This is a genomic window from Pseudomonas sp. LSJ-87 (assembly GCF_032971465.1).
GTDB lineage: Bacteria > Pseudomonadota > Gammaproteobacteria > Pseudomonadales > Pseudomonadaceae > Aquipseudomonas > Aquipseudomonas putida_Z.
In genome coordinates this window covers 245,500-269,321 of the sequence record NZ_JAWJYQ010000001.1, presented here as the reverse complement: position 1 = coordinate 269,321, position 23,822 = coordinate 245,500, and the positions used below count along the sequence as shown (strand labels likewise).

26 protein-coding genes are annotated in these 23,822 nt (G+C 63.9%); 10 read left to right on the top strand and 16 right to left on the bottom strand.

From position 1 onward, the window contains the following. Nucleotides 1-20 precede the first annotated feature (20 nt). The 5 genes from RYH74_RS01105 to RYH74_RS01085 form a co-directional block, all read right to left on the bottom strand. Nucleotides 21-1,421 carry a pitrilysin family protein gene (locus tag RYH74_RS01105; RefSeq protein ID WP_317408847.1) on the bottom strand — a complete coding sequence of 467 codons (1,401 nt, stop codon included), beginning with the start codon at nucleotides 1,419-1,421 and terminating at the stop codon, nucleotides 21-23. Beyond that, nucleotides 1,418-2,761, bottom strand: coding sequence for a pitrilysin family protein (locus RYH74_RS01100; protein WP_317408846.1), 1,344 nt, complete (start codon nucleotides 2,759-2,761; stop codon nucleotides 1,418-1,420). The genes RYH74_RS01105 and RYH74_RS01100 overlap by 4 nt, the downstream gene beginning before the upstream one ends. 71 nt (nucleotides 2,762-2,832) lie before the next feature. Beyond that, nucleotides 2,833-3,435 carry a 16S rRNA (guanine(966)-N(2))-methyltransferase RsmD gene (rsmD, locus tag RYH74_RS01095; RefSeq protein ID WP_025340976.1) on the bottom strand — a complete coding sequence of 201 codons (603 nt, stop codon included), beginning with the start codon at nucleotides 3,433-3,435 and terminating at the stop codon, nucleotides 2,833-2,835. Next, nucleotides 3,435-4,925: a pitrilysin family protein gene (locus RYH74_RS01090; protein WP_317408845.1), complete on the bottom strand. Its 1,491-nt coding sequence runs from the start codon at nucleotides 4,923-4,925 to the stop codon at nucleotides 3,435-3,437. Before RYH74_RS01090 ends, rsmD begins: the two co-directional genes overlap by 1 nt. Next, on the bottom strand, nucleotides 4,918-6,273 hold the full coding sequence (locus RYH74_RS01085; protein ID WP_075046658.1) for a M16 family metallopeptidase: 1,356 nt from the start codon (nucleotides 6,271-6,273) through the stop codon (nucleotides 4,918-4,920). Before RYH74_RS01085 ends, RYH74_RS01090 begins: the two co-directional genes overlap by 8 nt. Nucleotides 6,274-6,503: 230 nt before the next feature. On the opposite strand from RYH74_RS01085, the gene ftsY reads away from it, so the two are divergent. The 4 genes from ftsY to rpoH all read left to right on the top strand — a co-directional run bounded on the left by ftsY (nucleotide 6,504) and on the right by rpoH (nucleotide 10,704). Continuing rightward, nucleotides 6,504-8,045: a signal recognition particle-docking protein FtsY gene (gene ftsY, locus RYH74_RS01080; RefSeq protein WP_286100720.1), complete on the top strand. Its 1,542-nt coding sequence runs from the start codon at nucleotides 6,504-6,506 to the stop codon at nucleotides 8,043-8,045. Between the two features lie 2 nt (nucleotides 8,046-8,047). Then, entirely contained in the window at nucleotides 8,048-8,719 is a 672-nt protein-coding gene (gene ftsE, locus RYH74_RS01075) for a cell division ATP-binding protein FtsE (protein ID WP_013974630.1), read from the top strand. Beyond that, the gene (gene ftsX / locus RYH74_RS01070) at nucleotides 8,716-9,738 is read left to right on the top strand and encodes a permease-like cell division protein FtsX (RefSeq protein ID WP_075046656.1); all 1,023 of its coding nucleotides are present in this window, start codon (nucleotides 8,716-8,718) and stop codon (nucleotides 9,736-9,738) included. Before ftsE ends, ftsX begins: the two co-directional genes overlap by 4 nt. Nucleotides 9,739-9,849: 111 nt before the next feature. Then, nucleotides 9,850-10,704, top strand: a complete 855-nt coding sequence (gene rpoH, locus RYH74_RS01065; RefSeq protein WP_003249083.1) for an RNA polymerase sigma factor RpoH — start codon at nucleotides 9,850-9,852, stop codon at nucleotides 10,702-10,704. 167 nt (nucleotides 10,705-10,871) lie between these two features. Here rpoH and mtgA read toward each other — a convergent pair whose 3' ends face one another. Continuing rightward, on the bottom strand, nucleotides 10,872-11,582 hold the full coding sequence (gene mtgA / locus RYH74_RS01060; protein WP_085587709.1) for a monofunctional biosynthetic peptidoglycan transglycosylase: 711 nt from the start codon (nucleotides 11,580-11,582) through the stop codon (nucleotides 10,872-10,874). A 64-nt stretch (nucleotides 11,583-11,646) separates the two neighbouring features. On the opposite strand from mtgA, the gene RYH74_RS01055 reads away from it, so the two are divergent. The 4 genes from RYH74_RS01055 to trmB all read left to right on the top strand — a co-directional run bounded on the left by RYH74_RS01055 (nucleotide 11,647) and on the right by trmB (nucleotide 13,901). After that, complete coding sequence (locus RYH74_RS01055; protein ID WP_075046654.1) at nucleotides 11,647-12,018, top strand: DUF423 domain-containing protein; 372 nt, start codon at nucleotides 11,647-11,649, stop codon at nucleotides 12,016-12,018. Between the two features lie 102 nt (nucleotides 12,019-12,120). Then, nucleotides 12,121-12,321, top strand: coding sequence for a sulfur carrier protein ThiS (gene thiS / locus RYH74_RS01050; RefSeq protein ID WP_003257817.1), 201 nt, complete (start codon nucleotides 12,121-12,123; stop codon nucleotides 12,319-12,321). Between the two features lie 53 nt (nucleotides 12,322-12,374). Next, nucleotides 12,375-13,169 carry a thiazole synthase gene (locus tag RYH74_RS01045; protein WP_075046653.1) on the top strand — a complete coding sequence of 265 codons (795 nt, stop codon included), beginning with the start codon at nucleotides 12,375-12,377 and terminating at the stop codon, nucleotides 13,167-13,169. Between the two features lie 9 nt (nucleotides 13,170-13,178). Further along, complete coding sequence (gene trmB, locus RYH74_RS01040; protein ID WP_013974624.1) at nucleotides 13,179-13,901, top strand: tRNA (guanosine(46)-N7)-methyltransferase TrmB; 723 nt, start codon at nucleotides 13,179-13,181, stop codon at nucleotides 13,899-13,901. Nucleotides 13,902-14,700: 799 nt separating this feature from the next. Here trmB and RYH74_RS01035 read toward each other — a convergent pair. From RYH74_RS01035 to RYH74_RS00995, 9 genes are all read right to left on the bottom strand, one after another. After that, complete coding sequence (locus RYH74_RS01035; RefSeq protein WP_003257821.1) at nucleotides 14,701-15,027, bottom strand: DUF3392 domain-containing protein; 327 nt, start codon at nucleotides 15,025-15,027, stop codon at nucleotides 14,701-14,703. 9 nt (nucleotides 15,028-15,036) lie between these two features. Further along, nucleotides 15,037-16,212: a radical SAM family heme chaperone HemW gene (hemW, locus tag RYH74_RS01030; protein ID WP_075046652.1), complete on the bottom strand. Its 1,176-nt coding sequence runs from the start codon at nucleotides 16,210-16,212 to the stop codon at nucleotides 15,037-15,039. After that, the gene (gene rdgB, locus RYH74_RS01025) at nucleotides 16,209-16,805 is read right to left on the bottom strand and encodes an RdgB/HAM1 family non-canonical purine NTP pyrophosphatase (RefSeq protein ID WP_003257822.1); all 597 of its coding nucleotides are present in this window, start codon (nucleotides 16,803-16,805) and stop codon (nucleotides 16,209-16,211) included. The genes hemW and rdgB overlap by 4 nt, the downstream gene beginning before the upstream one ends. Beyond that, nucleotides 16,802-17,236, bottom strand: a complete 435-nt coding sequence (locus RYH74_RS01020; RefSeq protein WP_003257823.1) for a DUF4426 domain-containing protein — start codon at nucleotides 17,234-17,236, stop codon at nucleotides 16,802-16,804. The genes rdgB and RYH74_RS01020 overlap by 4 nt, the downstream gene beginning before the upstream one ends. Before the next feature lie 22 nt (nucleotides 17,237-17,258). Beyond that, on the bottom strand, nucleotides 17,259-17,879 hold the full coding sequence (gene metW, locus RYH74_RS01015) for a methionine biosynthesis protein MetW (protein ID WP_015272149.1): 621 nt from the start codon (nucleotides 17,877-17,879) through the stop codon (nucleotides 17,259-17,261). 7 nt (nucleotides 17,880-17,886) lie between these two features. Further along, complete coding sequence (locus RYH74_RS01010) at nucleotides 17,887-19,026, bottom strand: homoserine O-succinyltransferase MetX (protein ID WP_013974620.1); 1,140 nt, start codon at nucleotides 19,024-19,026, stop codon at nucleotides 17,887-17,889. Between the two features lie 99 nt (nucleotides 19,027-19,125). Further along, the gene (locus tag RYH74_RS01005) at nucleotides 19,126-19,716 is read right to left on the bottom strand and encodes a YggT family protein (RefSeq protein WP_013974619.1); all 591 of its coding nucleotides are present in this window, start codon (nucleotides 19,714-19,716) and stop codon (nucleotides 19,126-19,128) included. 10 nt (nucleotides 19,717-19,726) lie between these two features. Beyond that, the gene (gene proC / locus RYH74_RS01000) at nucleotides 19,727-20,545 is read right to left on the bottom strand and encodes a pyrroline-5-carboxylate reductase (RefSeq protein ID WP_025340969.1); all 819 of its coding nucleotides are present in this window, start codon (nucleotides 20,543-20,545) and stop codon (nucleotides 19,727-19,729) included. A gap of 38 nt (nucleotides 20,546-20,583) precedes the next feature. Further along, nucleotides 20,584-21,270 carry a YggS family pyridoxal phosphate-dependent enzyme gene (locus RYH74_RS00995; RefSeq protein WP_075046651.1) on the bottom strand — a complete coding sequence of 229 codons (687 nt, stop codon included), beginning with the start codon at nucleotides 21,268-21,270 and terminating at the stop codon, nucleotides 20,584-20,586. A gap of 65 nt (nucleotides 21,271-21,335) precedes the next feature. Here RYH74_RS00995 and RYH74_RS00990 point away from each other — a divergent pair, with 65 nt between their 5' ends. Then, nucleotides 21,336-22,334, top strand: coding sequence for a PilT/PilU family type 4a pilus ATPase (locus RYH74_RS00990; protein WP_317408844.1), 999 nt, complete (start codon nucleotides 21,336-21,338; stop codon nucleotides 22,332-22,334). A 127-nt stretch (nucleotides 22,335-22,461) separates the two neighbouring features. Here RYH74_RS00990 and RYH74_RS00985 read toward each other — a convergent pair whose 3' ends face one another. Beyond that, on the bottom strand, nucleotides 22,462-23,097 hold the full coding sequence (locus tag RYH74_RS00985; protein ID WP_085663462.1) for a C40 family peptidase: 636 nt from the start codon (nucleotides 23,095-23,097) through the stop codon (nucleotides 22,462-22,464). Between the two features lie 166 nt (nucleotides 23,098-23,263). Here RYH74_RS00985 and RYH74_RS00980 point away from each other — a divergent pair, with 166 nt between their 5' ends. Next, a complete protein-coding gene (locus tag RYH74_RS00980) occupies nucleotides 23,264-23,683 on the top strand; it encodes an NINE protein (protein ID WP_013974614.1) in 420 nt (139 codons plus the stop codon). Nucleotides 23,684-23,822 lie beyond the last annotated feature (139 nt).

Sequence of the window (23,822 nt, the reverse complement as noted above, 5' to 3'; positions counted from 1 at the left end):
AAAACCCCGATGTACCTGCGCTATTGGTCGTCCTTCATTGTTTCCGGCAGTGGCAGCTGCACTGACTCGGGGCCTATGGTCACCAGCACTTGCGTCGCGTTGCCCAACCACACCTGCCCGGCTTCACGCAGGTTCGCAGGCGTGAGCGACTGTAGCCTGTCAAGAAAAGTGGCAAGGTGATCGCCTGGCAGCCCTTGGTGGCTGTAAGTCGCAAGTGCTCTGGCCAGTTTGGCGCTGTCTGCAAGGTCGTGATGCAGCTTGGCCGCAATTTCGTTCACAGCGATGTCGCATTCTGCCTGGCTTGGGCCTCGTTCGCGCAGGCACGCGACAATCCCCGACACCAGGGCCGCTGCCGCATCCCGGTACTGCGGGGCGATGTCCCAATGAATTTGCAGCAGGCATGCCGCATCCAGCGGGTTGAGGTCGGAGTAGATGGCGTAGGTCAGGCTGCGCAGGGTTCGCAACTCTTGCGTCAGGCGTGATTCATAGCTGGTGCCAAGTATCACGTTGAGCAGCGTCAAGGCCGGAAATAGCGGGCTGCTTGGCGAAGCTTTCGAGGACAACGTCAACAGTGCCCGGGTGGCGCTGCCGGCGGCGGTCAGGTGCTGCATGAGTGGCGGGTGTTCGGGGAGTGGCGGCGGGGCGGCGGCGGCCCACTCCTGCGGCAGGGCACGGGTGAGTACGTCGATCAGTTGCTCCGCATCATTGCGGCTCAGGTCCCCCACCAGGCCAATATCCAGATTGTTCGCCGAGTAAGCCTTCTGGTGGAAGTCCCTGATCTGCTCGACATTGACGGTGCCACTGGCCGTCGTGGTGGCGCTGGCAGCGTACGGATGATCACGGAAAACATGAGCCATCGTGGTGTTGGCAAGCCGTATCAGGGGGTGGCTGCCCTGTCGGACACGGTTGAAAGCCAGCCGCTCCCGGATTTTCGCCACGTCAGGCTCCCTGAAAGCAGGATATGCCAGCATCTGGGTGAACAGTTGCATCACGCTGGCGCGTATCTCGGGCAAGCTCAGGCAGCGGAGTGAGATGACGGCACTGTCATCGGTGATCCTTCTGCCGAGGATGGCCCCGTGCCCGGCCAGCTGCTCGGCAAACTGTGCTGCATCGAGCTCCCCGGTCCCTTGGTCGAGGCTGTACAGGGTAACTGCAGCCAGGCCTGGGTTTGCACCGTCAAGCACGTTGCCGGCTCGAAAGCGCAAGGCCAGGTCGAACATCGGGCGGTCATGGTCTGCGATGAAGCTGACCTTTGCGCCGCCGGCGGTTTGCCAACACTCGGCGGCGGCTTGCAGGGGCGGTACCTGGCCAAGCTCGATTTCCTTGGCCGATTCCAGGTTGGCCATGGCCTCCAAGGCGGTGTCGGTAGTTGGGCCGTCGCACAGCGTTGGTCGGGTGGTCGTCAAGTTGTCTGGGCTCATGCTGGCACTCCTGGCCGAAGGTAGGTTGTGGTCAGCCGTTCGCGCCCCAGATAGGCAACCGCCACCTGTTGCACTGTCGCGCTGTCGAGGTCCCGGATGAGAGGGCAGTCCTCGTCAATCACCGATGCTGGCAAACCGGCGGCGGCAGCGGCGCCCAGCTCGTCTGCCTGGGCGGTGAGCGCGTCAAGGTCGAATAGCCGTCGGGCGAGCATGCGCAACTTGGCGCGCTGCAGCTCTGCTTCCGGCAAGGCAACGCTGCGCAGCGCCTGCACATGCTCGTAAACGGCTTGGGCGGCGTCTTCCGGTGTGGCGTGGGTGGTGTTCACGTAGGCTGAAATCGTCAACAGCGTGTCGCCACGTACCAAGGGCTCGTAGGTCACTCGCACACCTGTAAGCAGGCGCCTGTCCCGTACCAGGTCGCTGTACAGCCGGGAGCTGAAACCTACGCCAAGCAAGTCGCAAAGCAGGGTCAGGGCAAGCGATGTCTTGGCGTCGGGGGCTGTTGCTCGGCCTGGAACGTTGAATGACATGAACAGCCCCTCGCGTAACCCTGGCAGGCTTACGGTGTGGCTGCGGGCCTGCAGTTGAGCGTCATGGCGTGGAACAGGCCGGTCGGCGACAGGCGCTTTCGGCATGCCTGCGAAGTAACGCTCCACATGCTGCCGGAGCGTTGGCAGGTCAACGCTGCCGACTACCACAAGCGTTGCGTTGTTGGGCTGATACCAGGACCTGTACCAGGTTCGCAGCGCCGCCAGGTCGATGCTGTCCAGGTCTGCCGGATAACCGAAGGTCGGGCCTGCATAAGGGCTGGTGCCATGGGCCAGAGCGTTATGCTGATCGTATGCCTGTCGGTCGGGCTGGACGTCCAGCTTGAGCCGGCGCTCGTCCTCCACCGCCTTTATCTCCCTTTCCATCTCCGCTTGACCGAAGGTAGCGGTGCTCATGGCATCGGCCATGATTTCCAACGCTATGGGCAGGCGGCTGGCCGGTAGCGAGATTTCATAGGAGGTGGCGTCCAGGTGGGTGGTGGCATTGGCATTGCCCCCTATACGTGCGATCACCCGGCTGTATTGGCCGGCGGGCAGTTTGCTGCTGCCTGCGAAAATCAGGTGCTCCAGTACGTGTGACAGGTTCGTGTGGCCGGCAGGCTCATGGCTTGAGCCTATGTGGTACCAGAGTTGGACTGCGGCCAGAGATGTCTTGTGATTTTCCCGCAAGTAAACGGACAGGCCGTTTTCCAGCGTGAAGTGCTGCAATGGCGAGGTAGTGGTGCAGGACAAGGCGGCAAGCCCCGCAGAGACCTGGCCCAGGTCGGGTGGCGAAGTAGGTGGTGAGGTCATCGCTGAAGTGCTCTGGTTGATGTGAACCCGAACAGCTTCAGCGACAAGGGTGCTGCACCTGCTTTAAATAATTAGCCCCGCTGCCAGAGCGCGTAATGTACCTGGCCGGTCTTTTTCTCTCGATGCAGGCGCCAGTTACCTGGCAATTGCAAGGTCGACGGGGCAGCCTCGCTTTCTGTGTAGACCCACGCCTGCTCGCGCAGCCACTGGTTCTGTTCCAGCAGGTTGCAGGTGTCGGCCAGCAGGTCCTGGTGGAACGGCGGGTCGAGGAACACCACGTCGAACTGCTGCTTGGCCGGGCCTTGCAGATAGCGCAGGGCGTCGGTCTGCAGGATTTGCCCGCGCGGGCAGCGCAGGATCTCGAGGTTGTTCTTCAGGTTGGCGATGGCCGCCGGGTTGCTGTCCAGCGCGACGGCGTCCTCGGCCCCGCGGGACAGGGCTTCGAGCACCAGGGCGCCGCTGCCGGTGAAGGCGTCCAGCACGCGGGCACCCTCGATATAGGGCGCCAGCCAGTTGAACAGGGTTTCGCGCACGCGGTCGGGCGTTGGCCGCAGGCCTTCGCCTTCCGGCACCGCCAGACGGCGGCTGCGCCATTCGCCGGCGATGATGCGCAGGTGGCCCTGGCCCTTGCTTTGGCCCGGTTGCGGGCGGGCGGGAGGGGTGGATCTTGGCATTAGTGCTCCGGTACCCCGAGCGGCTGCTCGGAGGGCTTGTCAGTGGGTGCTGGCAGCGGTTTTTGCGGCACTTTCGGGCCAGCGGTGACGATCACCAGTTTATCGGCTGACAGGTGTTTGTTCATGGCCGTTCTTACCTGTTCGACGGTGAGGGCCTGGGACTGCTGCATGAAGTCCTCCAGCCAGGTCAGCGGCAGGTTGTAGAAGCCAATGGCACCCAGTTGGCCGACGATACTGGCGTTGCTGGCATTGGACAGCGGGAAGCTGCCGGCCAGTTCGCGCTTGGCATCGTCCAGCTCCTGCTGGGTGGGGCCGGCCTTGAGGTAGTCGGCGAGAATATCCTGCACCAGCTTGAGCGTGCCCTCGCTGAGTTCGGCACGGGTCTGCAGGTTGATCATGAACGGGCCGCGCACCTGCATCGGGCTGAACACCGAGTACACGCCGTAGGTCAGGCCGCGCTTTTCACGCACCTCGCTCATCAGCCGGGTGCCGAACGCACCGCCGCCGAGGATCTGGTTGCCCAGTGACAGAGCCGGCCAGTCCGGGTCCTGGCGGTCGATGCCGAGTTCGGCCAGCATCAGGTGGGTCTGCTTGGACGGGAAGTCGATGTGGGTCAGGCCTGCCTTGGCTTCGCCGGGTTGGGCCGGTGCGGCCAGCGCGGGGCCCTTGGGCAGGCCGGCGGACACCTGGGCGGCGATGGCTTCGGCCTCGGCGCGGCTGAGGTCGCCGACCAGGGCGATGACCGCGTTGCCGCTGGTGTAGGCCTTGGCGTGGAAGGCGCGCAGCTGTGCCAGGGTGATGCCGCTGATGCTTTCGGCGGTGCCGTCGCTCGAGTGGGCGTAGGGGTGGTCGCCGTAGAGCTTGGCGAACAGGGCCTTGCCAGCGATCTTGCCAGGGTTCTGCTTTTCATACTCGAAGCCGGCCAGCATCTGGTTCTTGATGCGCTTGAGGGCGTCTTCGGGGAAGGTCGGCTTGCCAGCCACCTCGGCGAACAGCTTGAGCGCCGGTTCGCGCTTGTCCTTGGCGCTGAGGCTGCGCAGCGAGGCCACGGCCATATCGCGGTAGGAACCGTTGCCAAAGTCGGCGCCCAGGCCCTCGAAGCCTTCGGCGATGGCAGTCACGTCCTTGCCGGCCACGCCTTCGTTGAGCATGGCGTTGGTCAGGGCAGCCAGGCCTGGCGTTCCGCCATCCTGGCTGCTGCCGGCGGCGAAGGTGATGCGCAGGTCGAACATCGGTAGTTCGCGGGCCTCGACGAACAGTACCCGGGCACCTTCGGCGGTGTTCCAGTGCTGGATGTTCAACTGGCGCCGGCTGGGCGCCTTGCCATCCAGCTCGGCCAGCGACTGCAAGGTGTTGGCCGGGCGTGCCGCGTTGCTGTCGGCCTTGGCGGCGTTGTCGGCCATGGCCGGGGCGGCCAGCACCGCCGCCAGCGCCAGGGCGCGGATGCCCGTGGCCAGCAGGGTTGGGCGTGGTGCGCGGCGATCACTCATGAGCGGACTCCTCGGGCAATACATGGGCAACGCTCAGGCGTTCGCGGGTGAAGTAGGTGCGCGCGGCGTTCTGGATGTCCTGCGGGGTCACGCGCTTGAGCTCGTCCAGCTCGCTGTCGATCAGCTTCCAGGACAGGCCGACGGTTTCCAGCTGGCCGATGGTGGTGGCCTGGCTGCTGATGGAGTCGCGGTCGTAGACCAGGCCGGCTATGACCTGGGCGCGTACGCGCTCCAGCTCTTCGGCGCTGGGTGGGGTGGTCTTGAGCTCATCCAGCAGCTGCCAGACGCCTTTCTCGACATCGGCGAGGGTTTTCTGCTTCTGCACGTTCGGCGTGGCCGAGATCAGGAACAGGCTGTCGCCGCGGGTGAAGGCGTTGTAGCTGGAAGAGGCACCGGCCACCAGTTCCTGGCCACGTTCCAGGCGTGCCGGCATGCGGGCACTGTAGCCGCCGTCGAGCAGCGCCGAGATCAGGCGCAGGGCATGCACCGTACGCGGGTCCTTGGCGGTGGACAGGCCAGGTACGTTGAAACCGTAGATCAGGCTCGGCAACTGGGTGCGCACGTGCAGGGTCAGCTGGCGCTGGCCTGGTTCGGCCAGTTCGAGCGGCAACTTGGCCGGCGGCACGGCACGCTTGGGGATGCTGCCGAAGTACTTCTGCGCCAGGCCCTTGACCTCATCGGCGGTGACATCGCCGACTACCACCAGAGTGGCGTTGTTGGGGGCGTACCAGGATTCGTACCAGTGGCGCAGTTCCTCGACCTTCATGCGCTCCAGGTCGGCCATCCAGCCGATGGTCGGGGTGTGGTAGCCGCTGGCCGGGTAGGCCATGGCGCGGAACAGCTCGAATGCCTTGGAGTTGGGCTGGTCGTCGGTACGCAGGCGGCGTTCTTCCTTGATCACCTCGATTTCACGGCTGAATTCGTCAGCGGGCAGGCGCAGGCTGGCCAGGCGGTCGGCCTCGAGTTCCAGGGCCACCGGCAGGCGGTCGCGCGCCAGCACCTGGTAATAGGCGGTGTAGTCGTCGCTGGTGAAGGCGTTTTCTTCGGCGCCAATGTCACGCAGGATGCGCGAAGCCTCGCCGGGGCCGACCTTGGCGCTGCCCTTGAACATCATGTGTTCCAGCGCGTGGGACAGGCCGGTCTGGCCCGGGGTTTCGTAGCTGGAGCCAACCTTGTACCAGATCTGCGAGACCACCACCGGGGCGCGGTGGTCCTCGCGCACGACCACTTTCAGGCCGTTGTCGAGGATGAATTCGTGGGAGGGTTGCACATCGGCGGCGAAGGCCGCGAGCGGCAGGCAGAGCGTGCCGAGCAACAGGCCAGCGGCGCGGCGGGCTAGAGCATTCATACGGTGTTTAACCTGTTCGGCGGCCCACTGGTTTAGCGTCGGCGGGCCAGGAGGTGCTAGGATACTGATCCGGTTGCCTGGCGACCATGCCTGTCGCCGTTCTGGCCCGCAGGACACTAAGACAAAACGTTGCGCATGAACCAGCCGGCTTCAAGATAGTCTGTTCTGCGTAGAGAGAATTTCCGATGCGCCATAGCTGGCCCATCGCTACCCTGAGATAGCCGTCTTCCATGTTTGGTTCCAACGACGACAAAAAAGCGCCGGCCGAGGCTGGTGAGAAGAAAGGCCTGTTCAGCTGGTTTCGCAAGAAACCGCAGCAACCTGTGGAAGCGGGCGTGCCCGCGAATGAACTCCCAGCCGTCGAGCAGCCTGCAGCCGCTCCGGTCGAGGGGGCTACTGCCGAAGCGCCACAGGCCCCTGAACCCGTTCAGGCCCCTGCGGCACCACAGCTGACAGAACCGCAGCTGACAGAACCGCAGCAGGTCGCCGCACCCGTCCAATCCCCGGTGGTCGAGGCCCCTGTCCCCGAACCGGTTGCTTCCCAGCCGTTGCAGGCCCCTGAACCCGAGCCGGTCGCGTCCCAGCCACTGGTGGCACCTGCACCGCAGCCGGTCGCGTCCATGCCCTTGCAGGCGGCCCCGGTCGAGCCAGCCCCTGTCGAGGCGGCCCCGGTCGTCGAGCCGGTCGCGCCGGTCAGCAACCTGGTGCTGCCGGTTGCCGAAGAGCCCGTGGCCCTGGTGCCGGATCTGGAGCCGAAAGCGCCGCCCGCCATCCCGGAACGCCCTGCACCAGAGCCTGCTGCCCCTGTGGCTGCAGCCCCGGTCGCCGCGCAGGCCGAGCAGGCCAAGCCCGGCTTCTTCGCCCGCCTCAAGCAGGGCCTGTCGAAGACCAGCGCCAGCATCGGCGAGGGCATGGCCAGCCTGTTCCTGGGCAAGAAAGTCATCGATGACGACCTGCTCGACGAAATCGAAACCCGACTGCTGACCGCCGACGTTGGCGTGGAAGCCACTTCCACCATCGTCCAGAACCTGACCCAGAAGGTTGCCCGCAAGCAGCTGGCCGACGCCGATGCCCTGTACAAGTCGCTGCAGGAAGAACTGGCTGCGCTGCTGCGCCCGGTCGAGCAGCCGCTGGTGGTACAGGCGCAGAACAAGCCCTATGTGATCCTGGTGGTCGGTGTGAACGGCGCCGGCAAGACCACCACCATCGGCAAACTGGCCAAGAAGCTGCAGCTCGAAGGCAAGAAAGTGATGCTGGCTGCTGGCGACACCTTCCGTGCCGCTGCGGTCGAGCAACTGCAGGTGTGGGGCGAGCGTAACCAGATCCCGGTGATCGCCCAGCACACCGGCGCCGACTCCGCTTCGGTGATCTTCGATGCCGTACAGGCCGCCAAGGCCCGTGGCGTCGACGTGCTGATCGCCGACACCGCTGGCCGCCTGCACACCAAAGACAACCTGATGGAAGAGCTGAAGAAGGTTCGCCGGGTCATCGGCAAGCTCGACGCCGAGGCGCCGCACGAGGTGCTGCTGGTACTCGATGCGGGCACCGGCCAGAACGCCATCAGCCAGGCCAAGTACTTCAACCAGAGCGTCGAACTGACCGGCCTGGCCCTGACCAAGCTGGACGGCACTGCCAAGGGCGGGGTGATCTTCGCCCTGGCCAAGCAGTTCAAGCTGCCGATCCGCTTCATCGGTGTCGGTGAAGGCATCGACGACCTGCGTACCTTCGAAGCCGAGCCGTTCGTCAAGGCTCTGTTCGCCGAGCGAGACTGAACATGATCCGATTCGAACAGGTTGCCAAGCGCTATCCCAATGGTCATGTGGGTTTGCATGAGCTGAGTTTCCGGGCGCGCCGGGGCGAATTCCTGTTCGTCACCGGCCACTCGGGCGCGGGCAAGAGCACCTTGCTGCGCCTGCTGCTGGCCATGGAGCGCCCGACCAGCGGCAAGCTGATGCTGGCCGGGCAGGACCTGGGCCAGATCAGCAATTCGCAGATCCCGTTCCTGCGCCGGCAGATCGGCGTGGTGTTCCAGAACCACCAGCTGTTGTTCGACCGCACGGTGTTCAACAACATCGCCTTGCCGCTGCAGATTCTCGGCCTGTCCAAGGCCGAGGTCGCCAAGCGCGTGGACTCGGCACTGGAGCGAGTGTCGCTGGCCGACAAGGGCGAGCTGTTCCCGGCCGACCTGTCCACCGGGCAGCAGCAACGGGTGGGCATCGCCCGCGCCATCGTTCACCAGCCAGCCCTGCTGCTGGCCGACGAACCCACCGGTAACCTCGACCCGCGCCTGGCCGCGGAGATCATGGGGGTGTTCGAGGACATCAACCGCCTGGGTACCACGGTATTGATCGCCAGCCACGACCTGGCACTGATTGCGCGCATGCGCCACCGCATGCTGACCTTGCAGCGCGGCCGCTTGATCGGCGATGGGGAGGCCGGGCAATGAGCACTACACGTACGCCGAAGGTTTCCGAGCGGGTTGCGCCGAAACCGGCCGACCCGCAACCGGCAAAGAAAAAGCACGACGACGATGACGGCCCGGATTTCCGCACCCTGCTGCATGCCTGGCTGGAAAGCCACCGTGCCAGCATGGCCGACAGCCTGCGTCGGCTGGGCAAGCAGCCGATCGGCAGCTTCTTCACCTGCCTGGTGATGGCGGTGGCGCTGAGCATGCCCATGGGCCTGTCGCTGCTGCTGAAGAACGTCGAGAAGCTTGGCGGCTCGTGGCAGCGCGCCGCGCAGATTTCGCTGTACCTCAAGCTCGATGCCGGCAGCCGCGAAGGCGAGGCGCTGCGCGACGAGATCAAGGGCATGACTGGCGTGGCCGACGCGCAGTATGTCAGCCGCGAGCAGGCGCTGGAGGAGTTCCAGCAACAGTCCGGCCTGGGCGAAGCCCTGCGTGAGCTGCCTGACAACCCGCTGCCTGGCGTGGTGGTGGTGACCCCTACCGAAGTCGACAAGCCGGCCCTTGAAGCCTTGCGTCAGCGCCTGTCGGAGCTGCCGCGGGTGGAAGTGGCGCAACTCGACCTGGTTTGGGTCGAGCGCCTGGCGGCCATCCTCAAGCTGGGTGACCGCTTTGTCTTTGGCCTGGCCGTGATGCTGATTTCTGCCCTGCTGTTAGTAATCGGTAACACAATTCGTCTACACATTGAAAACCGCCGTACCGAGATCGAAGTGATCAAGCTGGTCGGTGGCACGGATGCCTACGTACGCCGGCCTTTCCTGTACATGGGTGCGCTGTATGGCCTGGGTGCAGGGGTGATCGCATGGGGCATCCTGGCGTTTGGCCTGAACTGGCTGAACGAGGCGGTGGTAGGGCTTTCCGGGCTGTACGGCAGCGACTTCGCCCTGGGCGGGGTGCCGGCGTCCGATGGTCTGTCGCTCTTGATCGGAGCGGTGCTGTTGGGGTATATCGGTGCATGGATCGCAGTGGCCCGCCATTTGAACGAGCTGGCGCCGCGATAGTTTTTACGTGCCAGCATTGACAAATTCTTCACTATGGAACTTGTACCGTCGTTCCAGGTCAATGTTGGCAGCGCCCACAAGGCGCGAGTTCTGTAAGTCGGAGGTTCTTGAATGACCACATCGTTGCAACCTGCCTATGCCCTGGTACCCGGTGCAAACCTGGAAGCCTACGTGCACACGGTCAACAGCATCCCGCTGCTGACTGTCGAGCAGGAGCGTGATCTGGGCGAGCGTCTCTATTATGAGCAGGATGTCGAGGCCGCTCGTCAAATGGTGATGGCCCACCTGCGTTTCGTCGTACATATCGCCCGTAGCTATGCCGGCTACGGGCTGGCCCAGGCCGACCTGATCCAGGAAGGCAACGTCGGCCTGATGAAAGCCGTCAAGCGCTTCAACCCGGAAATGGGCGTGCGCCTGGTGTCGTTCGCCGTGCACTGGATCAAGGCAGAGATCCACGAGTTCATCCTGCGCAACTGGCGCATCGTCAAGGTGGCCACCACCAAGGCCCAGCGCAAGCTGTTCTTCAACCTGCGCAGCCAGAAGAAGCGTCTGGCCTGGCTGAACAATGACGAAGTGCACCGCGTGGCGGAAAGCCTGGGCGTGGAGCCGCGTGAAGTGCGCGAGATGGAAAGCCGCCTCAGCGGCCAGGACATGGCGTTCGACCCGGCAGCGGAAGCTGACGACGACAGTGCCTTCCAGTCGCCTGCGCATTACCTGGAAGACCACCGTTACGACCCGGCAGTGCAGCTGGAGGATGCCGACTGGAGCGACAACTCCACCAGCAACCTGCACGAAGCACTGCAAGGGCTGGACGAGCGTAGCCGTGACATTCTCTACCAGCGCTGGTTGGCGGAAGAGAAGGCCACGTTGCATGAGCTGGCGGACAAGTACAGCGTTTCGGCTGAGCGGATTCGCCAGCTGGAGAAGAATGCGATGAACAAGGTCAAGGCGCTGATCGCGGCCTGATCGAGCCCTGGCTGCAAGGAAAAGCCGCTGGCCCGCATAGGGTGAGCGGCTTTTTTTTGCGCAAGATTTACCGGCCTTTTCGCGGGCGCGCCCGCTCCCACAGGTACTGCACAGGCCTCAGGGGTAATGCTGGCACTGTGGGAGCGGGCGTGCCCGCGAAGAGGCCCTCAAGGCTTGCGCGAAGTGTCGAGCTGCATCAGGTAGCTGGGCCCACCCAACTGGCTCATCTGCCGGCGAATCCAGCCGGCCCGGCTGGCCACGTAGGCGCTCGGCCGGCTGGCACTCCACTTGATCGGGCTCGGCAGCACCGCCGCCAGCTGCGCCGCCTGCTGGCGGCTAAGCCTGCTCGCATCGATGCCAAAGTGGTAGCGCGCTGCCGCCTGGGCGCCAAACACACCTTTGCCCCATTCGGCACTGTTCAGGTAGACCTCGAGAATCCGCTCTTTCGACCAGAACAGCTCGATCAACGCGGTGAACCAGGCCTCCAGCCCTTTGCGGAACCAGCTGCGCCCGGACCACAGGAACAGGTTCTTGGCCACCTGCTGGGTCAGGGTGCTGGCACCGCGAATGCTGCCGCCGCGCTCGTTGTAGGCCAGCGCCGCCTGGATAGCCGGGATGTCGAAGCCCCAGTGGTTGGCGAACTTCTGGTCCTCGCCAGCAATGACTGCGACCTTGAGGTCGTCGGAGATGTTCTCCCACGGCTCCCAGTCGCGCTGCAGGTCGATCGGCTCGCCATTCACCCAGGACTGCACCTTGCGCTCGACCATCAGCGCCGTACCGGGTGGTGGCACCCAGCGGAACACCAGCACCAGCACGATGCTGCCGGCAGCGAACCAGAGCAGGGCGCGGGAGAGGCGGCGGAGAAGGGTTGGCAGCATGACGATGGCTTGGCCGTACGGGTGGAAGGGGCCATTATACAGACCCGATCCAAGGAGTCGTCCCATGCTTCGCAGCTTCCTGATGCTTGCCGCCTTTTTCGGCTTCACCGGTGTCGCTCTGGGCGCTTTCGCTGCCCATGGCCTGAAAAGCCGGCTGACGGCCGACTATCTGGCGATCTTCCAGACTGGTGTGACCTACCAGTTGGTGCATGCCCTGGCGATCTTCGCTGTCGCCGTGCTCTCGGTGCACCTGCCAGGGCGCCTGGTCGGCTGGGCTGGCGGCCTGTTTGCCGTGGGGATAGTGCTGTTCTCCGGTAGCCTGTACCTGCTGACCCTCAGCGGCCTGGGCAAGCTCGGCATGATCACCCCGATTGGGGGCCTGTGCTTCCTCGCCGGCTGGCTGTGCCTGGGCCTGGCAGCCTGGCGGCTCGGTTGACCGAGTGGTCCACAATCGCGACTAATGGCGTGCAGCGCCCTTGGGTTGCAGGGCGGTTCAGCGCTAGAATGCGGGCCCCAAAGAACAATGGTGGCCGTGCGCATGCGCATTCAACTGAACGGTGAACCTTACGAATTGCCCGCTGGCGAAAGCGTCGCGGCCCTGCTGGCCCGCCTGGAGCTGACCGGGCGCCGCGTCGCGGTGGAACTTAACCTGGATATCGTGCCGCGTAGCCAGCACGACAGCACGCTGTTGAACGACGGCGACCAGGTCGAAGTGGTCCACGCCATCGGTGGCGGCTGATTCCGGCCGGCGATTCACCTGCAAGCCCAGCAACCTTTTCCCGAGGAACAACCATGAGCAACGTTCGTAGCGACAAGCCCTTCACCCTGGCCGGGCGTAATTTCCAGTCGCGCCTGCTGGTCGGTACCGGCAAGTACCGTGACATGGAAGAAACCCGCCTGGCCATCGAAGCCTCGGGTGCCGAGATCGTCACCGTTGCCGTGCGCCGCACCAACATCGGCCAGAACCCGGGCGAGCCGAACCTGCTCGATGTGCTGCCACCGGACCGCTACACCATCCTGCCGAACACCGCTGGCTGCTACGACGCGGTCGAAGCCGTGCGCACCTGCCGCCTGGCCCGCGAACTGCTGGATGGCCACAACCTGGTCAAGCTGGAAGTACTGGCTGACCAGAAAACCCTGTTCCCCAACGTGATCGAAACCCTCAAGGCCGCCGAAGTGTTGGTCAAGGATGGTTTCGACGTGATGGTCTACACCAGCGACGATCCGATCATCGCCCGCCAGCTGGCCGAAGCCGGCTGCATCGCGGTCATGCCGCTGGCTGGCCTGATCGGTACCGGCCTGGGTATCTGCAACCCCTACAACCTGCAGATCATCCTGGAAGAGTCCAAGGTGCCGGTGCTGGTCGATGCTGGCGTGGGTACCGCGTCCGACGCCACCATCGCCATGGAAATGGGCTGTGAAGCGGTGCTGATGAACTCGGCCATTGCCCACGCCCAGCAGCCGGTGCTGATGGCCGAGGCCATGAAGCACGCCATCGTCGCAGGTCGCATGGCCTACCTGGCCGGCCGTATGCCGAAGAAACTCTATGCCAGCGCCTCTTCGCCGCTGGATGGTCTGATCAAGTAAGAGCCCCTGATGACTGAATCGCACGATACGCCGATCACCCCCGACGGCGAAGCCCGCCCGCACCGCCGCATCAAGAGTTTCGTGATGCGCGCCGGGCGCATGACCGAAGGCCAGCAACGTGGCCTGGAGCAGGGCGGCCCGCTGTACATCCTGCCGCTGGCCGACAGCCCGGTGGACTACGACCAGGTATTCGGCCGCTCGGCGCCGCGCACCCTGGAGATCGGCTTCGGCATGGGCCATTCCCTGCTGGAAATGGCTGCTGCCGCGCCTGAACAGGACTTCATCGGTGTGGAAGTACACCGCCCGGGTGTTGGCGCGCTGCTCAACGGCGTGCTGACCCAGGGCCTGAAGAACCTGCGGGTATATGACTGCGATGCCATCGAAGTGCTGAACCGCTGCGTGGCGGACAACAGCCTCGACCGCCTGATGCTGTTCTTCCCCGACCCATGGCACAAGGCGCGCCACCACAAGCGCCGCATCGTCCAGCTGGAGTTCGCCGAGCTGGTACGACGCAAGCTCAAGCCCGGTGGCGTGTTCCACATGGCCACCGACTGGGAACCGTATGCCGAGTACATGCTGGAAGTGATGAGCGCTGCCCCGGGCTATCGCAACCGTGCGGCTGACGGTACCTACGTGCCGCGCCCGGAAGAGCGCCCGATCACCAAGTTCGAGCGCCGCGGCGAGCGGCTGGGGCATGGGGTTTGGGATTTGAAGTTCGAGAAGGTGGATTGACCGGCTGATACGGCCTTTCGATATGCCGATGCCTGCAAAAATGCAGGCGAAAAAAAAACCGCCTTGAGAAGGGCGGTTTTTTTATGTGAGCGACAGGACTGAGTATCCTTCGCTCTGGGACTCACCGAAAACATCCACACAGTCAGTGGATCATAGGCAGCCAGAAAAGGCCCGTCAATGATCAGAAATATCCAGCATCACGTGTGTCAACGCGGTTAACAGCTTTGGCCACGTATCCCAATTATCATCGCACTGCTCCTGTATGAACGAATTCGGTGATGGGCCGGGTAGGAGAAGAATTCTGCTTTCCGGCCCCTTCGACATGGCCTGAGAACCATGCCGGTATCTGATTTCGAAGGGCCATCAACCTGGCCACTTCACCGAAAACGTCCACACAGTTTTCGAAGGCATCGAAGTACCGGTTAGATGCTGGAAGATTGGCCCGCCAACACGGAGGCCAAGGCATATGAAGCGTTTGCTTGATGCGCTGAGCCGCGTTTGGACGTTCATCCGGATCTTGACTGTGCTCAAGACCGTTCGGGACTTCATGCGCGATCACTTCGATGATGCCCAGTAAGGGCTAGTCAGGTGGTAGGGCTGCCCTGGTTCTCCGGGGCAGCTTTTACAACCCATCTCTGTACTCGCCAGATTACGCGGTCATTGTAGGAGCGGCCTTGTGTCGCGATGGGCCGCGTAGCGGCCCCAGGATGTCAGCGGTGAGGCAGCAAGTGCTGGGGCCGCTTTGCGGCCCATCGCGACACAAGGCCGCTCCTACACGGGTTCAGTGCAAGGCCGTGGCTCAGCCCCGTCGATCCGCCACCACCCCGATCAGCACCAGTACCACCAGCAACACCGGCGCCAGCGCGTAGTTGTTGAACTGGCTCAGCCCTTTCACCACCCAAGGCGTGGCATAGATCAGCGCCGCACCACTGCCGATCATCACCAACAAGGCCATGAACGGTACGCGCAGGGCGCCCGCCAGGCCGCCCAGGCGCTGTTCCACCCAGCCTTTGATATCAGTGCCGAACAGCACCAGCAGGCAGCCTACCAAGGCCAGTGAAATCTCCGACAGGTTGCTGCGGCTCCAGCGAGAAACCGTCGCGAGCAGATCAAGTACCAGATCCATGGGTCATCCTTAGGTCAAGAAATACTGCAGCAGGTCATTGAGGAACAACTGGCCCCTTGGCGTGGCCACCAGTCGATCCGGTTCGACCTGCAAAAGGCCCTTTTGTTCGGCCGCGCGGCGTGCCTCGCGCAGTTGTGCCAGCGGTAAACCGGTGCGTTGGGTGAACAGTTCGGCTTCCACCCCATCGGTCAGGCGCAGGGCGTTCATCAGGAACTCGAACGGCAGCTCGTCGACTGGCAGCAGCTTTTCGCCGGCCTTGAACGGCTTGGCCAGGTTCAGGTAGTCCTTGGGCAGGCGGGTTTTCCAGGTGCGCAGGATGCGCCCGTCGGCGAAGGTCAGCTTGCCGTGGGCACCAGCGCCGATGCCGATGAAGTCGCCAAAGCGCCAGTAGTTGAGGTTGTGCCGGGCAGCGCGCCCCGCCTGGGCATAGGCCGAGACCTCGTACTGGCGGAAGCCGTGTTCGGCCATCAGTGCCTGGCCGGCCTCCTGGATATCCCAGAGGATGTCGTCCTCGGGCAGCTCGGGCGGCTGGTTCCAGAACACCGTGTTTGGCTCCACGGTCAGCTGGTACCACGACAGGTGCGTCGGCCCCAGGTCGATGGCCTGGCGCAGGTCGCCCAGCGCGTCGTCGAGCGACTGGTCGGGCAGGCCGTGCATCAGGTCCATGTTGAAGTTGTCGAAGCCGGCGGCGCGCGCCATACCGGCGGCGCGGACCGCTTCATCGCCGTTGTGGATACGCCCCAGCGCCTGCAGTTTGGCTGGCTGGAAGCTTTGCACACCGATGGACAGACGGTTGATGCCGGTTTGCCGGTAGGCCTTGAACTTGTCCTGCTCGAACGTGCCCGGGTTGGCCTCCAGGGTGATTTCGATGTCCGGCGCAAACGGGATGCGTTGCTCTACGCCACGCAGCAGTCGGCCAAGGGCGTCGGCACTGAACAGGCTGGGGGTACCGCCGCCGAAGAAGATCGAGCTGATCGGCCGGCCTTGCACGGCGGCCAGCTCCTGGTCGAGATCGGTCAGCAGGGCGGCGACGTAGGCATCTTCCGGCAGTTCAGGCCCGGCAGCGTGGGAGTTGAAGTCGCAGTAAGGGCATTTGCGTACGCACCACGGGATGTGGATGTACAGCGCCAGCGGCGGCAGGCTGGTGAAGCCCGCCGCGCCGGGGGTGGACAGCGTTTCGATCATGCCAGGCCCAGACGTTGGCGCAGCAGGGCCATGGCGCGGGCGCGGTGGCTGAGCTGGTTCTTGTCCACAGGGGCCAGGTCGGCACTGGAGCAGCTGCGCTCCGGTACCCAGAACAGCGGGTCGTAGCCAAAGCCGTGCTCGCCACTGGCCTCGAACATGATGCGCCCGTGCCACAGGCCTTCGCACAGAATCGGCAGCGGGTCGTCGGCATGGCGCACCAGTGCCAGGACGCAGACGAACTGTGCGCCACGCTCGGCTTCAGGCACGTCTTTCAGTGCTTCGAGCAGCTTGGCGTTGTTCGCCGCGTCACCCTTGCCGTCGGCATAGCGCGCCGAGTAGATGCCCGGCGCGCCGCCGAGGAAATCCACCGCCAGGCCCGAATCGTCGGCCAGGGCCGGCAGGCCGGAAATGCGTGCGGCGTTGCGCGCCTTGAGGATGGCGTTCTCGACGAACGACAGGCCGGTTTCTTCCGGCTCGACCTGGCTGAACTCGCCGATCGAGCGCAGTTGCACGGACGCGCCGAGCATGGCCTGGAGTTCCTTGAGTTTGCCGGCGTTGTGGCTGGCCAATACGAGTTGCTGGAAATTCATCATTCGCCTGGGAAAACGTCCTGATTGAAGCTGAGGGAGTTGCTGATGCCGCCGGTTTCGATATTCAGGTCGAAGGTGACGGTTTCTGGCTGGTCGATCTTGAACTGGGCGATGTAGTACACCGCGCCCTGTTCGGTGATCTGCTTGAACGACAGCGGGCTGCTGCGCCCGGTCAGGTCCTTGACCGTGCCGCTGACCACCGCCATGGCGGGCTTGTTGGCCTTGAGCACGGCGATGTTGAGTACGCCCTGGTTCTTGCTGCGTACCAGGCCGGTGGCTGCGGCCACCTCCGGTGTCAGCATGCTCGAGGTGAACGCGCTGTAGTGCACCGTCACGTCGCCAAACACTTCCTTGCGCTCGGGACGGGCAGCATCGGCAGCCAGTACCGGCAGGGCCAGGCACAGGCTGATCAGGAACAGGGCTAGGCGACGCATGGGGTGATTCCTCCGGTGGGCGTCAGACCGCGAGCTGATGTTCTTGCAGGCCCGGGCTGCTGACGCGGTAGATGCCGATCTCACCTAGAAGATTAGGCCAAAGCCGGCCACCCCACCCGTTGCGGTGCAAGTGGTCGACCGCCAGGCGGTCTAGCACCTTGGCGCGGCGCTCGTGGCACAGCTCTTCGAAGTCGGCGAAGGTGCAGAAGTGGATGTTCGGCGTGTTGTACCAGGTGTACGGCATGAAGTCCGAAACCGGCATGCGGCCTTTGGTCGCCAGGTACCAGCGGCAACGCCAGTGACCGAAGTTGGGGAAGGTGATGATGCACTGGCGGCCCACGCGCAGCATCTCGTCGAGGATGCGGTCGGGGTACTCCACGGCCTGCAGGGCCTGGGTCATGATCACCACGTCGAAACTGTTGCTGGCGAAGTTGCCCAGGCCCTTGTCCAGGTCCTGCTCGATGACGTTGACGCCCTTGGCCACGCAGGCGGCGATGTTGTCGGCGTCGATCTCCAGGCCATAGCCGGTGACCTGCTTGCGGTCGCGCAGCGAGGCCAGCAGTTCGCCGCTGCCGCAGCCCAGGTCGAGTACCCGGCTGCCGGCGGGGATCCAGTCGTGGATGATTTCCAGATCGGCTCTCATGCTGTCCTCAGATGGCAATGCGGTTCATGTAGTTCGAGAAACCCTGCATGTAGCGAGGCGTGGGGATCAGGAAGGCGTCGTGCCCGTAAGGCGAGTCGATCTCCAGGTAGCAGACGTTCTTGCGCGCGGCCATCAGGGCGTCGACGATCTCGCGCGAACGGGCCGGGGAGAAGCGCCAGTCGGTGGTGAACGACATGATGCAGTAATCCGCCTTGACGTGGGCCAGGGTGGCCGCCAGGTCGCCGCCCTGGGCGGCGGCGGGGTCGAAGTAGTCCAGCGCCTTGGTCATCAGCAGGTAGGTGTTGGCGTCGAAGCGCCCGGAAAACTCCTCGCCCTGGTAGCGCAGGTAGCTCTCGACCTGGAATTCGACGCTGTGGAAGTCGTAGTTGAGCTTGTCGCTCTTCAGCTCGCGGCCGAATTTTTCACCCATCGAGTCGTCCGACAGGTAGGTAATGTGGCCGACCATGCGCGCCAGCATCAGGCCGCGCTTGGGGATCACGCCCTGGTCCTGGAACGATCCACCGTGGAATTCGGGGTCGGTGAGGATGGCCTGGCGTGCCACTTCGTTGAAGGCGATGTTCTGTGCCGACAGCTTGGGCGCCGAGGCGATGTCGACGCAATGGCGCACGCGCTCGGGGTAGCTGATGGTCCACTGCAGCGCCTGCATGCCACCCAGGCTGCCACCGACCACGGCGGCCCACTGCTGGATGCCCAGGCGCTCGGCGAGACGCACCTGGCTGTGCACCCAGTCTTCCACGGTCAGCACCGGGAAGTCGGCGCCATAGGGCTTGCCGGTGGCCGGGTTGATGCTGCTGGGGCCGGTGCTGCCGTTGCAGCCGCCCAGGTTGTTCAGGCTGACCACGAAGAAGCGGTTGGTGTCGATCGGCTTGCCAGGGCCGATGCAGCTGTCCCACCAGCCCGGCTTGCGGTCGGTGGCGGCATGGTAGCCAGCGGCATGGTGGTGGCCGGAAAGGGCATGGCAGATCAGCACGGCGTTGCTCGCGCTGGCGTTCAGGGTGCCATAGGTCTCGTAGACCAGTTCGTAACTGGCCAGGGAGCGGCCACAAGCCAGTGCCAGCGGTTCATCGAACCGGGCGGTTTGCGGTACTACCAGACCGACGGAATCTTCGGGAAAGACAGTGGACATCGACCCTGCTCACGCTTGACGGAGGCGTAAGTCTAAAGAGCGCTACCCCCAGCGGCAAGCAGAGGCTTGTCGCTGGAAGCAACCAGGGTCAGGTGAGGCTCAGATCATCCGCCACAGCTCTTGTGGCATGCCGGCATAGGCGGCCAGCGGCGGCATGACGAACGACTGGATCACCTGGATCGCGAGGAAGGCGAAGATCGGCGAGATGTCCATGCCGCCCAGGTTGGGCACGATGCGGCGGAACGGTGCCAGCACCGGTTCGCTGATCTGGTAGGCCAGTTCGGCCGCCGGGTTGTGGCTGTTGGGAGCAACCCAGGACACGATCACCATGACGATCATCGCGACCCAGAAAATCTTCAGGAACAGCGAGGTGATACCGATGATGGCCCACATCAGCAGGTGCAGGATGTCACCGAAGGTGCCGTAGGTGACCATCAGCACGAAAGCCATCAGCAACGCCTGGATGACCACCGACAACAGCAGCGACGAGGTATCCAGCCCACCAACGCTGGGGATGACCCGGCGGATCGGCTTGAGCAGCGGTTGTGTGGCGCGCACGGCGAACTGGCACAGTGGGTTGTAGAAGTTGGCCTTGACCAGCTGCAGGACGAAGCGCAGCAGGACGATCACCAGGTACAGGCTGACCAGGGTTTGCACCACGAAGATCGCGGCGCCGGACAGTGCATTCATCTAAGGCTCCTTATTTGCCCAGTTGTTCGGCCAGCTCGGCGGAACGTGTAGCCGCAGCCTGCAGCGCCTGTTCGACGATGGCTTCGAAGCCGCTGGCCTGGAACGACTTGATCGCCGCTTCGGTAGTGCCGGCAGGCGAGGTGACACGGCGGCGCAGTTCGGCAGCATCGACATCGCTGGCAACCGCCATGCGTGCGGCGCCCAAGGCTGTCTGCAGGGTTAGCTGCGAGGCGGTTTCACGTGGCAGGCCAAGTTTTTCGCCTGCCGCGGTCATGGCTTCGATCAGCAGGAAGAAATACGCCGGGCCGCTGCCGGAGACAGCCGTCACGGCGTCCAGTTGCTGCTCCTGCTCCAGCCACAGGGCGGTGCCCACGGCCGACAGCAGTTGCTCGGCCTGCTGGCGTTGTTCGCTGGATACTTCCGCGGTGGCGTACAGGCCGCTGACGCCTTGGCGCAGCAGTGCCGGGGTGTTGGGCATGCAGCGCACCACCGGGCGAGCGCCGACCCAGCTTTGCAGGCTGGCGCAGGTGATGCCGGCGGCGATGGAAACGATCAGCTGGCCATCCTGCAGGTTCGGTTGCAGGGCTTGGCACACGGCTTTCATGACCTGGGGCTTGACCGCCAGGACGATGACGTCGGCACCATCGATGGCCTGGGCGTTGTTCTCGAAGGTTTCGATGCCGTGCTCGGCCTGGATGCGGCTGCGGGTCTCGGCGCCCGGGTCGCTGGCGCGGATCTGCGAGGCGTCCAGGCCCTGGGCACGCAGACCACCGATCAGGCTGGCGGCCATGTTGCCGGCGCCGATGAAGGCAATACGAGTCTTGCTCATGTCAGGTCCTTGTGGGAAAGAGTGAGTAAAGCATGGAATCAGGGCTGCCCGTAGTCGCGGGCACCGAACAGGGCGGTACCGATACGCACCCAGGTCGCACCCTGTGCAATGGCCGCTTCCAGGTCGTGGCTCATGCCCATGGACAGGGTGTCCAGGCCGAGGCCAAGGCCTTCCTGCAACTGGCGCAGGGTGGCGAAGGCGGCTTCCTGGGCGGCGCGGTCATCGGTAGGTTCGGGGATGGCCATCAGCCCGCGCAGGCGCAGGTTGGGCAGTGCGGCTACCGCCTTGGCCAGGGCCGGCAGGTCGGCAGGGGCGCAGCCAGACTTGCTGTCTTCGCCGCTGACGTTCACCTGCAGGCAGATGTTCAGTGGCGCCAGCCCGGCCGGGCGCTGCTCCGAGAGGCGTTGGGCGATTTTCAGGCGGTCCACGGAATGTACCCAGTCGAAATGCTCGGCGATGGCTTTGGTCTTGTTCGACTGAATGGGGCCGATGAAGTGCCAGATCAAGGGCAGGTCGCCGAGTGCCTGCTGCTTTGTCAGCGCTTCCTGTAGGTAGTTTTCCCCGAAATCGCACACGCCGGCGGCGTGGATCTCGCGGATGGCGCTGGCTGGCTTGGTCTTGCTCACGGCCAGCAACTGGACGCTGGCCGGTTCACGCCCGGCAGCCTGGGCAGCGCTGGCGATACGGGCGGAAATAGCGGAAAGGTTGTCTGCTAGGGTGGACATGGACTGATGCCGGCGGCTGTGGGGTTTGCGGCATTCTACCTACTTGAAGGCCTTTGGGGAGTCTCATGGATGTGACCGACCTGTTGGCCCGGGCCGTGGATGCGGGGGCTTCCGACCTGCACCTGGCGGCGGGCCAGATACCGATGCTGCGCCTGGATGGCGAGCTGCAGCGCATGGCCCTGCCGACCTTGGGCCCTGCCGCCTTGACCGAGGGCATGGCACCCATGCTGGATGAAGACCAGCGCCGACAGTGGGCCCGGGGTGATGAGCTGGACCTGGCGCTGGAATTGCCGGTGCTGGGGCGCTTTCGGCTGAACCTGTTTCGCCAGTTGCATGGCCCTGCGGCCACCTTTCGCCTGATCCCGGGGCATATCGCCACACTCGATGAACTCGACCTGGGGGATGTGTTTCAAGCTGTTGCGCAGTGCAGCGATGGCTTGATCCTCGTGGGTGGGCCGACCGGCAGCGGCAAGTCCAGCACCTTGGCGACACTGCTTGACCAACTGAACCGCGATCGGGCTCTGCATATCATCACCCTCGAAGACCCTGTCGAGGTTATCCACAGTAGCCAGCGCAGCCTGGTCAACCAGCGTGAGGTCGGCCGCCATTGTGGTGGGTTCGCCCAGGGGTTGCGCAGTGCCCTGCGCCAGGACCCGGATGTCATCATGATCGGTGAGCTGCGCGACCTGGAAACCATTCGCCTGGCCTTGCGCGCGGCCGAGACCGGACACCTGGTGCTGGCGACTGTGCATACGCGTTCGGCGGTGAGCAGTATTGACCGGTTGGTGGAGGTGTTCGCTGCCGAAGAGAAGCCGCTGGTGCGGGCGATGCTGGCCGAGTCGTTGCGCCTGGTGGTGGCGCAGGTGCTGGTCAGGCGTGCGGGCGGTGGGCGGGTTGCTGCGCGGGAAGTGCTGGTGGTGACGTCAGCGGTGCGTAACCTGGTTCGGGAAGGGCGGATGGCGCAGTTGTGTTCGGTGATGCAGGCGGGTGGTGCGGACGGGATGCGGACGATGGAAGGGGCGATGCGGGGGTTGAAGGAGAGGGGGCTGATCAGCGATCTATAGTGCCTGTGCTGGCCCTTTCGCGGGTAAACCCGCTCCCACATGGATAACACAGCCTTCGAATGCTGTGGTGTACCTGTGGGAGCGGGTTTACCCGCGAAGAGGCCCGGACAGGAGAGCGCCGATCAGATCAGCGCTTGGCCAGGTTCAGCTGCTGCTGTTCTTTCGGCAACACTCGCTTGGCCACCACGTAATGCTTCTGCCAGTACGGCTTGCTCAGGGTGTCGATGCTTACCCGCTTGCCACGGCGTGGAGCATGGATGAAGCGGTCGTTGCCCAGGTAGATGGCAACGTGGTTCACCCGGCGGCTCTTGATGTTGAAGAAAATCAGGTCACCTGGCTTCAGGTCACCCTTGGCTACCTTGACGCCGTGGCCCTGGGCCATGGCATTGGAGGTGCGCGGCAGGTCGACGTCGGCGACGTCGTTGAAGGCGTATTTGACCAGCCCGCTGCAGTCGAAGCCTTTCTTCGGGCTGCTGCCGCCCCAGACATAAGGGGTGCCGAGCACATTCACCGCACGGCTGAGCACATCGCTGCTCTGCTTCGGCGACATGGCGGCGACCGGCACACCGGGCACGCTGCGGCTGCTGGCGGCATTGCTTGGGCGGGTGCGCAGCGCGGTCTGCTTGACCGGTGCATGTCTTACCGAGGCATTGGTGGTGTAGCCGGTAAAACCATTGGGAAGACGTTGCTCACGATTGGTGGCGTGGGCGGCCAGGGGCAATAATAGGCAGAGGGTCAGCCATGTCTTGAGTAAAGGCGGCATAGATGAAGCTCTTATGAATAGTTATGTGTTGGGCGCGCAACTTTATAACAGCTTTTTGATCAATCTTTGATCCGTTGGTCGATTGTCCAGGTGCCGTACGTCGGCCTGCGACAAGAAAGTCACATTTTTTCTTAGAAAATTTTCGGATAACCCACGGGGGCTATGAATGAACAGTTATCAACAGGGGGCGCCGTTTCACGACACCCACAGCAAGACCATTGGCTACCTGCTATGGATTTTCGGCTTTACCGGGTCGCATCGTTTCTATTACGGCAAGCCGGTAACCGGCACCATCTGGTTCTTCACCCTGGGCCTGCTGGGCATCGGCTGGTTGATCGACCTGTTCCTGATCCCGTCCATGGACCGTGAAGCCGACCTCAGGTTCCAGTCCGGGCGCATTGACTACAACATCGCCTGGATCCTGCTGACCTTCCTCGGGGTGTTTGGGCTGCACCGGCTGTATCAGGGCAAGTGGATCACCGCGATCATCTACTTCTTTACCGGCGGGCTGTTCCTGGTGGGGGTGCTGTATGACTTCTGGACGCTGAACAGCCAGGTTTCCGAGCGGAATGCGGGGCGGGGTTGACGCACAGCCCTTGTGGGAGCGGCCTTGTGTCGCGAAAGGGCTGCAAAGCAGCCCCAGCATGCTCAGCAGCACCGCTGAAATCATAGGGCCGCTTTGCGGCCCTTTCGCGACACAAGGCCGCTCCCACAGGGCCGCAAAC

Excerpts from the sequence above, each read along its gene's own strand:
- RYH74_RS01105 (WP_317408847.1), bottom strand. The coding sequence starts at position 1,421 with ATGAGCCCAGACAACTTGACGACCACCCGACCAACGCTGTGCGACGGC.
- RYH74_RS01100 (WP_317408846.1), bottom strand. The coding sequence starts at position 2,761 with ATGACCTCACCACCTACTTCGCCACCCGACCTGGGCCAGGTCTCTGCG.
- rsmD (WP_025340976.1), bottom strand. The coding sequence starts at position 3,435 with ATGCCAAGATCCACCCCTCCCGCCCGCCCGCAACCGGGCCAAAGCAAG.
- RYH74_RS01090 (WP_317408845.1), bottom strand. The coding sequence starts at position 4,925 with ATGAGTGATCGCCGCGCACCACGCCCAACCCTGCTGGCCACGGGCATC.
- RYH74_RS01085 (WP_075046658.1), bottom strand. The coding sequence starts at position 6,273 with ATGAATGCTCTAGCCCGCCGCGCCGCTGGCCTGTTGCTCGGCACGCTC.
- ftsY (WP_286100720.1), top strand. The coding sequence starts at position 6,504 with ATGTTTGGTTCCAACGACGACAAAAAAGCGCCGGCCGAGGCTGGTGAG.
- ftsE (WP_013974630.1), top strand. The coding sequence starts at position 8,048 with ATGATCCGATTCGAACAGGTTGCCAAGCGCTATCCCAATGGTCATGTG.
- ftsX (WP_075046656.1), top strand. The coding sequence starts at position 8,716 with ATGAGCACTACACGTACGCCGAAGGTTTCCGAGCGGGTTGCGCCGAAA.
- rpoH (WP_003249083.1), top strand. The coding sequence starts at position 9,850 with ATGACCACATCGTTGCAACCTGCCTATGCCCTGGTACCCGGTGCAAAC.
- mtgA (WP_085587709.1), bottom strand. The coding sequence starts at position 11,582 with ATGCTGCCAACCCTTCTCCGCCGCCTCTCCCGCGCCCTGCTCTGGTTC.
- RYH74_RS01055 (WP_075046654.1), top strand. The coding sequence starts at position 11,647 with ATGCTTCGCAGCTTCCTGATGCTTGCCGCCTTTTTCGGCTTCACCGGT.
- thiS (WP_003257817.1), top strand. The coding sequence starts at position 12,121 with ATGCGCATTCAACTGAACGGTGAACCTTACGAATTGCCCGCTGGCGAA.
- RYH74_RS01045 (WP_075046653.1), top strand. The coding sequence starts at position 12,375 with ATGAGCAACGTTCGTAGCGACAAGCCCTTCACCCTGGCCGGGCGTAAT.
- trmB (WP_013974624.1), top strand. The coding sequence starts at position 13,179 with ATGACTGAATCGCACGATACGCCGATCACCCCCGACGGCGAAGCCCGC.
- RYH74_RS01035 (WP_003257821.1), bottom strand. The coding sequence starts at position 15,027 with ATGGATCTGGTACTTGATCTGCTCGCGACGGTTTCTCGCTGGAGCCGC.
- hemW (WP_075046652.1), bottom strand. The coding sequence starts at position 16,212 with ATGATCGAAACGCTGTCCACCCCCGGCGCGGCGGGCTTCACCAGCCTG.
- rdgB (WP_003257822.1), bottom strand. The coding sequence starts at position 16,805 with ATGATGAATTTCCAGCAACTCGTATTGGCCAGCCACAACGCCGGCAAA.
- RYH74_RS01020 (WP_003257823.1), bottom strand. The coding sequence starts at position 17,236 with ATGCGTCGCCTAGCCCTGTTCCTGATCAGCCTGTGCCTGGCCCTGCCG.
- metW (WP_015272149.1), bottom strand. The coding sequence starts at position 17,879 with ATGAGAGCCGATCTGGAAATCATCCACGACTGGATCCCCGCCGGCAGC.
- RYH74_RS01010 (WP_013974620.1), bottom strand. The coding sequence starts at position 19,026 with ATGTCCACTGTCTTTCCCGAAGATTCCGTCGGTCTGGTAGTACCGCAA.
- RYH74_RS01005 (WP_013974619.1), bottom strand. The coding sequence starts at position 19,716 with ATGAATGCACTGTCCGGCGCCGCGATCTTCGTGGTGCAAACCCTGGTC.
- proC (WP_025340969.1), bottom strand. The coding sequence starts at position 20,545 with ATGAGCAAGACTCGTATTGCCTTCATCGGCGCCGGCAACATGGCCGCC.
- RYH74_RS00995 (WP_075046651.1), bottom strand. The coding sequence starts at position 21,270 with ATGTCCACCCTAGCAGACAACCTTTCCGCTATTTCCGCCCGTATCGCC.
- RYH74_RS00990 (WP_317408844.1), top strand. The coding sequence starts at position 21,336 with ATGGATGTGACCGACCTGTTGGCCCGGGCCGTGGATGCGGGGGCTTCC.
- RYH74_RS00985 (WP_085663462.1), bottom strand. The coding sequence starts at position 23,097 with ATGCCGCCTTTACTCAAGACATGGCTGACCCTCTGCCTATTATTGCCC.
- RYH74_RS00980 (WP_013974614.1), top strand. The coding sequence starts at position 23,264 with ATGAACAGTTATCAACAGGGGGCGCCGTTTCACGACACCCACAGCAAG.